Source organism: Pseudomonas sp. GM84 (genome assembly GCF_000282535.1).
GTDB lineage: Bacteria > Pseudomonadota > Gammaproteobacteria > Pseudomonadales > Pseudomonadaceae > Aquipseudomonas.
On sequence record NZ_AKJC01000028.1, the window covers coordinates 1 to 13,642 of the forward strand.

The 13,642-nt window shown below is 64.7% G+C and carries 15 protein-coding genes and 1 pseudogene; 10 read left to right on the forward strand and 6 right to left on the reverse strand.

Annotated elements, in window-relative coordinates; genetic code table 11:
- Nucleotides 1–21: 21 nt before the first annotated feature.
- Entirely contained in the window at nt 22–1,071 is a 1,050-nt protein-coding gene (locus PMI38_RS02445; protein WP_008090248.1) for an alkene reductase, read from the reverse strand.
- A gap of 17 nt (nt 1,072–1,088) precedes the next feature.
- Nucleotides 1,089–1,391 (reverse strand): ArsR/SmtB family transcription factor, encoded by a 303-nt coding sequence (locus tag PMI38_RS02450; RefSeq protein WP_008090250.1) that lies wholly within the window; start codon nt 1,389–1,391, stop codon nt 1,089–1,091.
- 151 nt (nt 1,392–1,542) lie between these two features.
- Here PMI38_RS02450 and PMI38_RS02455 point away from each other — a divergent pair, with 151 nt between their 5' ends.
- Complete coding sequence (locus PMI38_RS02455; RefSeq protein ID WP_008090253.1) at nt 1,543–2,154, forward strand: acyl carrier protein phosphodiesterase; 612 nt, start codon at nt 1,543–1,545, stop codon at nt 2,152–2,154.
- A 68-nt stretch (nt 2,155–2,222) separates the two neighbouring features.
- On the opposite strand, the gene PMI38_RS02460 is transcribed toward PMI38_RS02455, so the two are convergent.
- Nucleotides 2,223–3,011, reverse strand: a complete 789-nt coding sequence (locus tag PMI38_RS02460) for a lysophospholipid acyltransferase family protein (protein ID WP_008090255.1) — start codon at nt 3,009–3,011, stop codon at nt 2,223–2,225.
- Complete coding sequence (gene olsB, locus PMI38_RS02465; protein WP_008090257.1) at nt 3,011–3,766, reverse strand: L-ornithine N(alpha)-acyltransferase; 756 nt, start codon at nt 3,764–3,766, stop codon at nt 3,011–3,013. Before olsB ends, PMI38_RS02460 begins: the two co-directional genes overlap by 1 nt.
- 144 nt (nt 3,767–3,910) lie before the next feature.
- Between olsB and PMI38_RS02470 the strand changes: the two genes are divergently transcribed.
- The 6 genes and pseudogenes from PMI38_RS02470 to PMI38_RS02495 all read left to right on the forward strand — a co-directional run bounded on the left by PMI38_RS02470 (nt 3,911) and on the right by PMI38_RS02495 (nt 8,742).
- A complete protein-coding gene (locus tag PMI38_RS02470) occupies nt 3,911–4,798 on the forward strand; it encodes a hypothetical protein (protein ID WP_008090259.1) in 888 nt (295 codons plus the stop codon).
- 152 nt (nt 4,799–4,950) lie between these two features.
- Nucleotides 4,951–6,034 (forward strand): annotated as a pseudogene (locus PMI38_RS02475) (serine hydrolase domain-containing protein).
- Nucleotides 6,031–6,327, forward strand: a complete 297-nt coding sequence (locus PMI38_RS02480; protein ID WP_008090264.1) for a hypothetical protein — start codon at nt 6,031–6,033, stop codon at nt 6,325–6,327. The pseudogene PMI38_RS02475 and the gene PMI38_RS02480 overlap by 4 nt, the downstream one beginning before the upstream one ends.
- A 44-nt stretch (nt 6,328–6,371) precedes the next feature.
- On the forward strand, nt 6,372–6,953 hold the full coding sequence (locus PMI38_RS02485) for a YceI family protein (protein WP_008090266.1): 582 nt from the start codon (nt 6,372–6,374) through the stop codon (nt 6,951–6,953).
- A 1-nt stretch (nt 6,954) separates the two neighbouring features.
- Nucleotides 6,955–8,112 (forward strand): phospholipase D-like domain-containing protein, encoded by a 1,158-nt coding sequence (locus tag PMI38_RS02490; RefSeq protein ID WP_008090268.1) that lies wholly within the window; start codon nt 6,955–6,957, stop codon nt 8,110–8,112.
- A 51-nt stretch (nt 8,113–8,163) separates the two neighbouring features.
- On the forward strand, nt 8,164–8,742 hold the full coding sequence (locus PMI38_RS02495; RefSeq protein ID WP_008090270.1) for a DJ-1/PfpI family protein: 579 nt from the start codon (nt 8,164–8,166) through the stop codon (nt 8,740–8,742).
- Nucleotides 8,743–8,848: 106 nt separating this feature from the next.
- Here the strand turns inward: PMI38_RS02495 and PMI38_RS02500 are convergent, their stop codons facing one another.
- Nucleotides 8,849–9,247, reverse strand: coding sequence for a nuclear transport factor 2 family protein (locus PMI38_RS02500; RefSeq protein WP_008090272.1), 399 nt, complete (start codon nt 9,245–9,247; stop codon nt 8,849–8,851).
- 115 nt (nt 9,248–9,362) lie between these two features.
- On the opposite strand from PMI38_RS02500, the gene PMI38_RS02505 reads away from it, so the two are divergent.
- Nucleotides 9,363–9,953, forward strand: coding sequence for a GNAT family N-acetyltransferase (locus tag PMI38_RS02505; protein ID WP_008090274.1), 591 nt, complete (start codon nt 9,363–9,365; stop codon nt 9,951–9,953).
- Entirely contained in the window at nt 9,950–10,822 is an 873-nt protein-coding gene (locus PMI38_RS02510) for a carbon-nitrogen hydrolase family protein (protein WP_008090276.1), read from the forward strand. The genes PMI38_RS02505 and PMI38_RS02510 overlap by 4 nt, the downstream gene beginning before the upstream one ends.
- Nucleotides 10,823–10,852: 30 nt before the next feature.
- Here the strand turns inward: PMI38_RS02510 and PMI38_RS02515 are convergent, their stop codons facing one another.
- A complete protein-coding gene (locus tag PMI38_RS02515) occupies nt 10,853–12,376 on the reverse strand; it encodes a fumarate hydratase (RefSeq protein WP_008090277.1) in 1,524 nt (507 codons plus the stop codon).
- A 249-nt stretch (nt 12,377–12,625) separates the two neighbouring features.
- Here PMI38_RS02515 and PMI38_RS02520 point away from each other — a divergent pair, with 249 nt between their 5' ends.
- Nucleotides 12,626–13,546, forward strand: coding sequence for an iron-sulfur-binding ferredoxin reductase (locus PMI38_RS02520; protein ID WP_008090278.1), 921 nt, complete (start codon nt 12,626–12,628; stop codon nt 13,544–13,546).
- Nucleotides 13,547–13,642: the final 96 nt, after the last annotated feature.

The window sequence follows — 13,642 nt, forward strand, 5'->3', positions numbered from 1 at the left end:
TTGCCGGCGATTGGGCCGCAATTACATCCGTGGATAGTCGATATACCCCACCGGCCCCTTGGCATAAAAGGTCTCCGGATGCGCCTGGTTCAGCGGCGCATCCGCCGCCAATCGCGCCGGCAAGTCCGGGTTGGCAATGAAGGGCACGCCAAACGCCACCGCATCCGCCTTGCCACTGGCCAGCGCCGCACTGGCACTGGCCTTGTCGAACCGTTCGTTGACGATATACGGGCCACCGAACGCTGCCTTGATCAGCGTGCCGATGCTGTCGTCGGCTTGCTTCTCTCGCGAGCAGATGAAGGCGATGCCACGCTTGCCCAGCTCCCGCGCCACATAGGTGAAGGTTTCGGCGCGGTCGGCGTCGCCCATGTCATGCGAGTCGGCACGCGGTGCCAGGTGCACGCCCACCCGTCCCGCGCCCCACACTTCGATGGCCGCGTCGGTCACTTCCAGCAACAGTCGCGCACGGTTTTCCAGCGAGCCACCGTAGCGGTCGGTGCGCTGGTTGGTGCTGCTCTGCAGGAACTGATCGAGCAGGTAGCCGTTGGCACCGTGAATTTCCACACCATCGAAGCCTGCCGCCTTGGCGTTCTCGGCGCCGCTGCGGTAGGCCTCGACGATGTCGGCAATCTCTTCGGTTTCCAGCGCGCGTGGGGTGGGGTACTCGGTGATCGGGCGTACCAGGCTGACATGGCCCTTGGGCTGGATCGCACTGGGCGCCACCGGCAGCTCACCGTTCAGGTAGCTGGGGTGGGAGATGCGGCCGACGTGCCACAGCTGCAGGAAAATCCGCCCGCCAGCGGCGTGCACGGCCTTGGTGACATTGTTCCAGCCACGTACCTGCTGGTCGTTCCAGATGCCGGGGGTGTCCGGGTAGCCGACGCCCATCGGCGTCACCGAGGTCGCTTCGCTGAGGATCAGCCCGGCGCTGGCGCGCTGCACGTAGTACTCGGCCATCAGGGCGTTGGGCACCCGGCCTTCGTCGGCGCGGCAGCGGGTCAGCGGCGCCATGATGATGCGGTTGGGCAGTTGCACGTCGCCCAGCGTGATCGGATCGAAAAGCGTGGTCATGAAGGTTACCTGCCTTGTCAGAGCGCTTGGCGCAGTTGTTCGAGGAATGCCTGGACCGTGGCTTCGTTACGTTTGAAGAAGTGCCATTGGCCGATCTTCTGGCTGCTGATAAGGCCGGCCCGCTGCAACGTGGCCAGGTGGGCGGAGACGGTCGACTGCGACAGGCCGCAGCGTTGATCGATCTGCCCGGCACAGACGCCCTGCGCGGTGCTGTGGTGCTGGTCAGGAAATTGCGCAGCCGGGTCTTTCAGCCAGTGGAGAATTTCGCGCCGGACCGGATGGGCCAGGGCTTTGATGATTTCGTCGAGATCAATGGGCATGGTCGTCACGTGTGATGTACCGGTATATCGCGATGAGACGAAATATAAATCGGAAATTCTCGATATCGAAATATGAATAGGCTCTGAGCTGAGCACGAATCGCTATATCGCGTTATAACGATATGCGTGAGGCCGGTGCTAAACTGCGGGCATGAACTACCTCGCACATCTGCACCTGGGCGGCCCTGCGCCGCAACAACTGCTTGGCAGCCTGTATGGCGATTTCGTCAAAGGATCGCTCGAGGGGCGGTTTCCGCCTGCCCTTGAGGCGGCCATCCGCTTGCACCGGCATATCGACAGTTACACCGATCAGCATCCGCTGGTATTGGCGGCGCTGGCGCGGTTTCCGCGTGAGCGGCGGCGGTTTGCCGGGATCGTCCTGGATGTGTTCTTCGATCATTGCCTGGCGCGGCACTGGGGGGATTACGCCGAACAGCCGCTGGCGCAGTTCACCGGAGATTTCTATCGGGTGTTGCTGGCGGAGCCGGCGTTGCCCGGTCGGCTGGCGCGGATTGCGCCGTTCATGGCGGCCGATGACTGGCTGGGGGCTTATGGCGATTTCGCTACCCTGGACCAGGTGTACAAGGGAATTGCCAGGCGCTTGTCGCGGCCGGAAGGGATGGCCGGGGTGATGGGCGAACTGGAGCGGTTGTATGAGCCTTTGCTGGCGGACTTTCGTGAGTTCTATCCGCAGCTGCAGGCGTTTGCGGCGTCGGGTCGGGCCTCATCGCCGGCAAGCCGGCTCCCACAGGATCACCCCTGATCTCAAGGCCTGTGGAGTACCTGTGGGAGCCGGCTTGCCGGCGATGAGGACGGTACAGGCAACACCCATCAAGCAGCCCGAGCCTGCCGACGCGGCGCCACCTCAACCTCCTCAACCCCGAACAACGCCAGCTGGATGGCCTGCTGCGCCTGAAACGCCAACGCCGCCCGCTCCTTGTCCACACTGCTGATCGGCTGCAACAAGTGAATGCACACCTCACCGCGAGGCTCGGCGAACAGTCGCAGCAGGTGAGAAACCAGATCGTCATCGCCAATGAATGGCGCAATCGGGTCCGTCTCGCCCTTGCGCAGATACTGAATGGCCACTGGCTGCACCGCCACACCCTGATCGATGGCGCCGGCCAGCAAGCGGCCGTGGAAGGTGCGCAGCTGGCGCCCGTCGGTGGTGGTGCCTTCAGGGAAGATCAGCAGCGGCCTGTCCTGGCCCAGCTGTTCGCTGATCTGTTCACGCAACCGTTGGCTGTCGCCACCCCCACGGCGTATGAACAGCGTGCCGGCCTGTTCCGCCAGCCAACCGGCCAGCGGCCAGCGGCGTACTTCGGCCTTGGACAGAAACGACAACGGCATCAGCATGCCGAGCAGGGGAATGTCGGTCCACGAGACGTGGTTGCTGACCCACAGCATCGGCCGTTGCGGCACCACGCCCATCACGCGCACGTCGAAGGGCAGGGCGGCGACCAGCTGCTTCATGAACAGGCAGGTCCAGCGCTGCCGGCGTTCCAGGGGAGCCCTGAACCCTAAACGCTCGCCCAAAGCGATGACGCTGGCCATGAGCGTGCCCCAGAGCAGCACCAGCAGCAGCCGGCAGAGGCGGGCGAGCACCCGCAGCCTGGGCATCAGACTGCCGCCTTGAAGTGGCGTGCGTAGCGTGGGCAGAGGTCGTCACGCTTGAGCAGAATGAATACATCGGCCACCTGGAAGTCCTCGTCCCAGCAGGGCTCGCCGCAAATCTTCGCGCCCAGGCGCATATAGGCCTTGAGCAGCGGGGGCATTTCGGCGATGACGTTGGTCGGCAGCGCCAGGCTGGGCAAGGGGTTCTTCGGCTCGGCGCGCAGGTGCTCGGTGCACAGGTAGCGTTCGCGCAGGCGTTGCATGACCGCGTGGGCTTGCACACCGCCATCCTGCATCGGGATGCTGGCGCAACCCATCAGGTAGCTGTAGCGGCCTTCGTTGAGCACCTCGGCCAGCTCGCCCCAGAGCACGGCGATGGTGCCGCCGTTGCGGTAGTCGGGGTCGACGCAGGTGCGCCCCAGTTCAAGGATCGGACCTTGCAGTTGCAACAGGCCATGCAGGCTGAACTCTTCTTCGCTGTAGAAACGCCCCAGGCTGCTGGCGGCCTGGTGGTCGAGCAGGCGGGTGGTGGCCACCAGCTCGCCGGTGCTCAGGTCACGCACACCAATGTGGCGGCAATGGACGTCGTAGTCGTCCATGTCCAGGCCCTGTTCGGCGCCTTTGAGCTTGGCCTTGAATTCCGCGCTGAACACTTTGTAGCGCAGCGCCTGCGCTTCTTGCAGGGCGGTTGCTCCAATCAGGCGTTCGGCTTGCAGACGGCGTTCAGTGCTGTTGTCGCCAGGGTGAGCGATCCGAGTCATTGCGAGTCTCCATAAGCCAGCCATGAAGGGTTGCGGCCGGTCGGCTTTGTTGTGCAAAGTCAGCCTAGGTAGGCGCGGTGTCACGGCTGTGAACCTTTGGTGATGCTTGCGTGACAGCCCCCAGAGCCCCACGAGGAGCATGCGATGGCATGGTTGCAACGACTCAACGACCCTTTGCGACAGCCGCTGGCTGGCACCTTGGGCGAGACTTACAGTGCGCAGCTCGAACGTCTTGGCGCGGTCTGCCCGTTCGAACTGGCGGTGCTGGGCGGGCGCGCCATGGCCACCCCTGGCCTGGCTTTCCTGATCGGTTACCAGGCGGCCCTGCGGGTGCTCTGGCCCAGTGCCCCGGCCAGCCTTGGCGCGCTGTGCGCCACCGAGCGGCGCAGCGTGCGCCCGGCGGACATGCAGACGCGCCTTGAAGGGTTGCGCCTGACCGGCAACAAGGACTTCGTCACTGCCGGGCTGGATGCCGAATGGTTGCTGGTGGCGGCGCGCAGCGAAGGGCAGGGGGAAGGGCCGAGGTTGAACCTGGCGGTGGTCTACCCCGGTGAGCCGGGAGTGACCCTGGAGGCGCTGCCCACCTTGCCGTTGATGCCTGAAGTGGGGCATGGGCGGCTGCGCTTGCAGGAAGCCGGTTGCGAGTTGCTGGCGGGCGACGGTTGGGATGCCTACGTCAAACCGTTCCGTTCGCTGGAAGATTTGTACGTGCTGGCGGCCTTGACCGCCTGGTTGTATGGCGTCGGCCAGGAGTGTGGCTGGCCGCAGGACTTGCGCTTGCGCCTGTTGGGGTTGCTGGCGGGCTGTGCCGAGGGTAGCCGGCAGTGCGCCGATAGCGTGGGCTGCCATTTGTTGCTGGGCGGATTGTTTGCGCAGTTTCAGGCGCTGCGTGGGGCGATCGACAAGGCGCTGTTGGCGGGGCCGGCGCAGTGGTCGCAACTGTGGCAGCGGGACCAGGGCGTGCTGGCGTTGGCCACTGCCGCACGGGAAAAGCGCCTGGCCAAGGCTTGGGCGGCCGAAGGGTTGTCATGAAAGATTGAGAGGCTGTGTCAATCTTTGAACCTGGGGCTGCTTCGCAGCCCATCGCCGGCAAGCCGGCTCCCACAGTTACAGTGTAAAGCTTGAGGTGTGGGAGCCGGCTTGCCGGCGATGGGGCGCGAAGCGGCCCCAACAAGGCCAACCCCATGCTCAAAACCCTGCTGGCCATCATCGGCCTGACCATCCTGCCTGCCTGGGCCGAAGACTGGCCCGAACCCGACTGGCCAGTTGCCCCTGTCGCCAGCGACTGGCAATCCGTCGACACCTACGCCTTCCCACAACGCAACGCCAGCGATCGCAGCGGCATCCGTACCGATGCCCTGCTCATCATCCGCGATGGCCGCATCATTCATGAACGCTACAGCGCCCCCACCGCCGCGCAAACCGCCCACCCTCACCTGGTCGGTGAGCAAGAGCGTGCTGGCCACGGTGCTGGGCGTGGCCCGGGCCGAAGGGCGCTTCACCCTGCAGGACCCGGTAGCGCGCTTCTACCCACCCATGCAGGCCCACCCAGAAGTGCGCATGGCCGACCTGCTGCACTGGGCCAGTGGCCTGCAATGGCAGGAAGACTACGAATACGCGCCGTTGAAATCCTCGGTGGTAGCCATGCTTTACACGCGTGGGCGGCATGACATGGCGGCCTACACCGCTGCGCACCCGGCCGTCGACAAACCCGGCCAGCGCTTTCTCTACTCGAGCGGCGACAGCAACCTGCTGGCCGCCGCCTTGCGCGGCATGCTCGACGCGGGGGCCTACGCCGACTACCCCTGGCGGGCGCTGTTCACCCCGCTGGGCATCGACAGCGCGGTCTGGGAACGCGATGGCACGGGCACCTTGGTCGGTTCTTCCTACCTCTACCTCAGCGCCCGCGACCTGGCACGCATTGGCCTGCTGATGCAGCGCGACGGGCGCTGGCAAGCGTGCCAGTTGTTGCCGGCAGGCTGGGTGGCATTCAACCGTGGGATGTTTACCCAGGCCCAGGCTGTTCCTGGTGAAGCCAACCCAGGTGGTCACTGGTGGCTGAACCAACCGCTGCCGGGCCATGCACGGCCTTGGCCCGATGTACCAGCAGATGCCTACGCCGCCCTCGGTCACTGGGGCCAGGCCCTTTACGTGCTGCCCACGCAGAAGCTGGTGATCGTCCGCTACGGCGATGACCGCGATGGCGCCTACAGCCATAACGAACTGCTCAAGCGGGTGCTGGCGACGCTCGCCAGGGAGGGAACATGAAGCGCCTGGCGTTGCTGGTGATCGTCGCGCTGCTCGGCTGGGCCTGGCTGGAGCGTCAGGCGTTGGCGGATTTTCCCGGCATCCTGTCGGCCTATTCGGCCAAGGAGTACTGCTCGTGCCGCTTCGTCATGGGTTTCGAGCAAGGGTATTGCCGCGGTTACGTGAAACAGTGGCTACCCTTGAGTCAGCTGGAGGAAGACAGCCAGCAGCGTGTGGTCAGCGCCACCGGCCTGGGCCAGCGCAGCCGGGCGGCCTGGCAGGGCGCGCACGAGGGTTGCCGCTTGCTGCCATGACGGTGGGCGGTTAAGGTTGGCGGTCAAGTTTCACGAGATCTGTCATGTTCAAGCTGCTCCGTCTTCTGCCGGCCTTGCTGCTGGCTTTGTGCCTTCCCGCCCATGCCAACTGGCACCTCGATGGCGAGTCTTCCCGCTTGTCGTTCATCACTGGCAAGAACGGCGATACCGCTGAGGTTCATCGCTTCCTGGTCTTGCATGGCTCGGTGGATCGCAAGGGTGCGGCGGGATTGCGTATCGAGGTGGATTCCGTCAGCAGTGGCGTCCCACTGCGCGATGAGCGCATGCGCGACGACCTGTTCGAAGTCGATCGCTTCGCTGAAGCCACGGTGAAAGCACAGATTGACCTGCGCCCCATCAATGACCTGGCCAACGGTGCGCAGATCGAGCTGCGCCTGCCGCTCACCGTCACCTTGCGGGGCCAGTCCCACAGCTACAATGCGCTGCTGCTGGCCACCCGCCTTGATGAGCGCCGGTTCCAGGTGGTGACGCTCGAGCCGCTGATCCTCAATGCCAACGACTTCGGTTTGCTGCCCGGTCTGGAAGGCCTGCGCAAGTTCGCCAAGCTCAAGTCCATCAACCCCACGGTACCGGTCAATGCGGTGCTGATCTTCAACGCGCGCTGACATGCCGGGGCCGGTCTTCCCCTGGCGGTATGGCAACCAGTTCGAACTGCTGATCGACGGCCCCGAGTTCTTTCCGCGCATGCTCCAGGCGATCGCGCAAGCTGAGTTCCAGGTTGACCTTGAGCTGTACCTGGTCGAGGCCGGTGCTTGCGCCGAGGCGGTGGTCGAGGTGCTGGAGCAGGCGGCGCAACGCGGTGTGCAGGTGCGGTGCCTGTTCGACGACTATGGATCACTGGCCTTCACCACGGCCCTGCGCCAGCGCCTGCTGGAGGCGGGGGTCTACCTGCGCTGGTACAACCGCCTGCGCTGGAAGCGTGGTTTTCGCAACCTGTACCGCGACCATCGCAAGCTGCTGCTGGTGGACGAACGCTGGGCGGTGGTGGGGGGCACGGGTGTCACCGACGAGTTCTGGACCCCCGACGAGGCGACCAGCGAGTGGCATGAGGTGATGGTGCAAATGCAGGGGACGGTGGTGACCGACTGGCAGTTGCTGTTCGATCGCCAGTGGCATGCCAACAACCGTCGTACCGCCTGGCGCCCCGCCGAAGGCTTCGGCCTGCCGCGTCTGCCCAAGGTGCCGGCGCAAGGGCAGGGTATGGGCCGGGTGGCCTATGCCGACGCCCGTCAACACCAGGACATCCTGCATTCGCTGGTGCGTGCGCTCAACAGCGGCAAGCAGCGCGTGTGGTTGGCCACGCCTTATTTCCTGCCGACCTGGAGCGTGCGCCGTTCGTTGCGCCGGGCCGCCAGCAAAGGGGTCGATGTGCGGCTGTTGCTGACCGGACCACGCACCGACCACCCTTCCGTGCGTTATGCCGGGCACCGTTACTACCCGCGTTTGCTGCGCGCCGGCGTAAAAATTTATGAGTACCAGCCGTGTTTCCTGCACTTGAAGATGGTGTTGATCGACGACTGGGTCAGTATCGGCTCGTGCAATTTCGACCACTGGAACCTGCGCTTCAACCTGGAGGCCAACATCGAGGCACTCGACCCGCCGTTGACCGCCGCCGTTCAGGCCAGCTTCGAGCGTGATTTCGCCTTGAGCGAGGAGGTCGACCTCGACCACTGGAACGCCCGGCCCCTGTGGCGGCGGGTCAAGCAGCGGGTGTGGGGCTGGCTGGACCGGCTGGTGGTCAATTTGCTCGACCGACGAGACTGACAGCGACTATCGTGCAGTGACTGTTCACAGGCGATTGCGAGGGAGACTGCGATGACGGCGAAGAAGATTCTCATGCTGGTGGGCGACTACGTCGAGGACTACGAGGCGATGGTGCCGTTCCAGGCGTTGACCATGGTGGGCCATACCGTGCATGCGGTGTGCCCGGAGAAGGTCGCGGGGCAGACCGTGCGCACGGCGATCCATGATTTCGAAGGTGAGCAGACCTACAGCGAGAAGCCGGGCCACAACTTTGCCCTGAACTATGACTTCGTCCGGGTGCGAGCCGAGGGCTACGATGCGTTGTTGATTCCCGGTGGGCGTGCCCCGGAGTACCTGCGCCTGGACGAGAAGGTGCTGGATCTGGTCAAGGCCTTCGATCAGGCCGGCAAGCCGATTGCCGCGGTGTGCCATGGGGCGCAACTGCTGGCAGCGGCGGGCGTGCTGGAAGGACGCGAGTGCAGTGCGTATCCGGCGTGTGCACCGGAGGTGCGCCTGGCGGGCGGGAAGTTCATCGATATTGCCATTGATCAGGCCCATGTGGATGGCAACCTGGTGACCGCGCCGGCGTGGCCTGCGCATCCGGCGTGGTTGGCGGCGTTTCTGAAGGTGCTGGGGACGCGTATTTCCTGACAGGGCCTGTTCGCGGGACAAGCCCGCTCCCACAGGTACTCCACTGTTCTCAGTGTCAATGGGTTGACTGTGGGAGCGGGCTTGTCCCGCGAAGAGGCCAGAAGCTTCACCCCACCTGCTCGACCCAGTCATTGAGGTTGTAGTAGTTGGTCACCCGGGCAATCTTCCCGCAGTGAATGTAGAAGAACGCCCCCGCCGGCAGCACATAGGTCTGCCCATTCGCCGCCGGCAACCCCTCGTCATCGGCCAGGTACTCCCCGTGCACGGTGAACTCCGCCGCCGCCCGGCTGCCGTCGGCATTCTGCATCACCACGATGTCGGCCAGGCGCTCGCGATAGCAGCGGTTCATCTTGTCCATGAACGCGGCGAACCTGGCCTTGCCCATCTGCCGCTCCCCCTGGTTGATGTCGTGGATCACGTCTTCGCTGAGCAGGGCGAGAAAGCTCGGCATGTCGCCGGCATTGAAGGCGGCGTAGTAGGCATTTACCAGTTCGGTAGCGGTCATGGAACATTACCTGTCGTGTTGGGGAAAGGCGGTGCGTTGGCTCGGATGATAGGGTTTCCCCTCAAGCCCGGCTTAGCCGAGCGCGTCATCCACATCGACAAAACGACCGCCAAGCATGGAAATACGCCTGTTGCACGGCGCCGCTATCGCGCCTTACATCGATGACCTCGCTCGCCTGCGCCTGACCGTGTTTCGCGAGTTTCCCTACCTCTACGACGGCACTCCGGAGTACGAAGCCGACTACCTGGCAAGCTATGCCCGATCCGGCCGCAGCCTGGTGGTGTTGGCCCTGGACCACGGCCAGGTGGTCGGTGCCTCGACCGGCCTGCCGCTGGTGGACGTGGCACCCGAATTCCAGCGGCCGTTCCTGGCCCAGGGGCGCGACCCTGCCAGCGTCTACTACTTCGGAGAGTCGCTGGTGATGCCGCAATACCGTGGTCAGGGCCTGGGCGTGCGCTTTTTCATCGAGCGAGAGTCCTACGCGCACAAACTGGCCGAGTTCGACGCCTGCGCGTTCTGTGCCGTCGAGCGCCCCGGTGTGCATCCGAGACGGCCTGCGGACTACAAACCGTTGCACGGATTCTGGCGCAACCGCGGCTTCCTGCATGATCCTTCCCTGCGCACCCGCTACGCCTGGCGTGACCTGGACGAGCAGGAGAGCACGGAAAAGATCATGTCGTTCTGGGTCAAGGAGCTGCCCATTTGATTCGCCTTGCAGCTTGCCAGTACGCCATCGAGTTGCATGAAACCTGGGATGCCTATGCCGACCACTTGCAGCGGTTGTGCGCCGAGGCCGTGGAGGCGGGGGCCCAGTTGTTGCTGCTGCCGGAGTACGCCGGGCTGGTGCTCAGCGGCCAGTTGCCGGCCGGACAGCGTGGGGATCTGAAGGCTTCGATCGCCGGTATCCAGGCGCTGATCGGGCCTTGGCTGGCGCTGTGCGAGGGGATCGCCCGGCGCTGGGGTGTCTATCTGCAACCGGGCAGCCTGCCGGTTCAGGGCAGCGATGGCCACTACCGCAACCGGGCTTGGTTGTTTGGCCCCCAAGGGGTGCTCGGCTATCAGGACAAGCTGATGATGACCCGTTTCGAGCGGGAGCAGTGGGGCATCACGGCGGGCCAAGGGTTGCAGGTATTCGACACTGACCTGGGGCGTTTGGGGATTCTGATTTGCTATGACAATGAGTTTCCCATGCTGGCCCGGCGTTTGGCCGAGCGCGGTGCCGACCTGATTCTGGCGCCGAGCTGTACCGACACCGTGGCGGGTTATCACCGGGTGCGCATCGGTGCCCAGGCACGGGCGCTGGAGAACCAGGTTGCGGTGTTGCAGAGTCCCACGGTCGGGCGGGCGGACTGGTCGCCGGCGCTGGATGAGAATGTGGGGCGGGCAGGGCTGTTCGTGCCGCCGGATCATGGGATGCCGGGGGATGGGGTGGTTGCCGAGAGTGAAGAACTTAGCCCATTGAAGAGCCGTTGGATGGTGTGTGAAGTCGACTTGGCGGAGGTTCGGCGGGTGAGGCAGGAGGGGCAGGTATTTACCCGCAGAGATTGGCCCGAGCAGTTCGAGCGGATTGTGTGAATTGGGGCCGCAAAGCGGCCCCAGTCCAGATTACTTAACTTCTACAGCCAGGCTCTCGGCAATCTTGCCCTGCCACAGCGCAGGGCCGGTGATGTGCACGGACTCACCGTTGCTGTCGACCGCGACGGTGACCGGCATGTCCTTCACTTCGAACTCGTAGATCGCTTCCATGCCCAGTTCGGCGAAGGCCAGAACCTGGGACTTGCGAATCGCCTGGGCCACCAGGTAGGCAGCGCCGCCGACGGCCATCAGGTACACGGCCTTGTTGTCCTTGATCGCCTCGATGGCGGTCGGGCCACGCTCGGACTTGCCGATCATGCCCAGCAGGCCGGTCTGTTCGAGGATCTGGCGGGTGAACTTGTCCATGCGGGTAGCGGTGGTCGGGCCGGCTGGGCCTACCACTTCGTCACCGACCGGGTCGACCGGGCCAACGTAGTAGATGAAGCGGCCTTTGAGGTCCACCGGCAGCTCTTCGCCACGGTTGAGCATCTCGACCATGCGCTTGTGCGCAGCGTCGCGGCCAGTGAGCATCTTGCCGTTGAGCAGGATGGTCTCGCCCGGCTTCCAGCTGGCGACTTCTTCCGGGGTGATCTCGTCGAGGTTGACGCGGCGGGCGCTCGGGCCGGCTTCCCAGACGATTTCCGGGTAGGCGTCCAGCGACGGCGCTTCCAGCTCGGCCGGGCCAGTGCCATCGAGCACGAAGTGCGCGTGGCGGGTGGCGGCGCAGTTCGGGATCATGCACACCGGCAGGGAGGCGGCGTGGGTCGGGTAGTCCATGATCTTGACGTCGAGCACGGTGGTCAGGCCACCCAGACCCTGGGCGCCGATGCCCAGCTGGTTGACCTTGTCGAACAGCTCCAGACGGATCTCTTCGAGGCGGTTCTGCGGGCCACGGGCCTTCAGTTCGTGAATGTCGATGGACTCCATCAACACTTCCTTGGCCATCACCGCGGCCTTCTCGGCGGTACCGCCGATACCGATGCCGAGCATGCCAGGCGGGCACCAGCCAGCGCCCATGGTCGGCACGGTCTTCAGCACCCAGTCGACGATCGAGTCGGACGGGTTGAGCATGGCCATCTTCGACTTGTTCTCGGAACCGCCGCCCTTGGCCGCGACATCGACTTCGACCTTGTCACCAGGGACGATCGAGTAGTGGATGACAGCCGGGGTGTTGTCCTTGGTGTTCTTGCGAGCACCGGCCGGGTCGGCCAGGATCGAGGCGCGCAGGACGTTTTCAGGCAGGTTGTAGGCGCGACGCACACCCTCGTTGATCATGTCGTCGACGCTCATGGTGGCGCCGTCCCAGCGCACGTCCATGCCCACACGGATGAACACGGTGACGATACCGGTGTCCTGGCAGATCGGGCGGTGGCCGGTGGCGCACATGCGCGAGTTGATCAGGATCTGGGCGATCGAGTCGCGTGCAGCGGGCGACTCTTCACGCAGGTAGGCCTCGTGCATCGCCTGGATGAAATCGACGGGGTGGTAGTACGAAATGAATTGCAGGGCGTCGGCGACGCTCTGAATCAGGTCGTCTTGCTTGATCACGGTCATGCAGCGCGCTCCTCTTAAAGACGGGAACATTCAAAAAGACGCTCGACATTGCCGACCAGCGTGTCGAAGCGCCTTGCAAGGCGCCGGCAGGTCAGGCCGACGGAAAAAGGCGCGGCAGTATAGCGCGCATCCGTGCCGGGCACACCTGCGGCCGGTCTGGACCATGGTCGGCAGCTGGCGGGCATCCTTTTTGCTGCCGTCGAGCGCTTGGCTTACAGTGAGCCGGAGATCTCTGGAGAAACACCGACCATGCCCGAACTATGCGTGGGCGAGCGCCGCTGGACGGTGCCCACCGGCAGCAACCTGCTCGATGCCCTGAACGAGGCCGGGCTGAACGTGCCTTACAGTTGCCGTGCCGGCAGCTGCCATGCCTGCCTGGTGCATTGCCTGGACGGGCAGCCGGCGGATGCCTTGCCTGAAGCGCTGGCGTTGGAGAAGCATGCCCAGGGCTGGCGCCTGGCTTGCCAGTGCCGGGTGGTGGGCGATCTGCGCGTGGCGGTGTTCGACCCGCTGCACGACGGAATTTCCGCTCAGGTCTGTGGATTGGACTGGCACGGCGATGTCTTGCGCCTGCGCCTGCGACCAGAAAGAGCCCTGCGTTACCAGGCCGGCCAGCATCTGGTGCTGTGGAACGGTACGGTCGCGCGGCCCTATTCCCTGGCGAGCCTGCCGGGGGAGGATGACTTTCTCGAATTCCATATCGATTGCTGGCGGCCAGGGGCGTTTTGCGACAAGGCGCGTGAGCTGCAGGCGGGCGACGTGATGCGCCTGGGTGAGCTCAGGGGCGGGGCGCTGCATTACGATCCGGATTGGCAGGAACGCCCGCTTTGGCTGCTGGCGGCGGGCACAGGGCTTGCGCCGTTGTGGGGCATTTTGCGCGAGGCGGTGCGGCAGGGGCATCGCGGCGAGATCAAGGTGATGCATGTGGCGCGTGACCACGCTGGGCATTACCTGGCCGAGCCGTTGCTGGAAAGCGAAGGCGTCAGTGTCGAGCGGGTGCTGGTGGATCAGCTCGAAGACGCGCTGGCGAGGTTGCGGCCGTCATCGCGGCAGACCATTGCGCTGCTGTGTGGCTCGCCGGGGAGTGTGGAGCGTTTTGCGCGGCGGCTGTTCATTGCGGGGGTGCCGAGGGGGCAGGTGTTTGCCGATGTGTTTGTCGAGCATGCCTGAAGGCTGTGTGCCGTTTGAACCGGCCTCATCGCCGGCAAGCCGGCTCCCACAGGATGTGCGCCGTGCCAGAGGCTGGCGCAGTACCTGTGGGAGCCG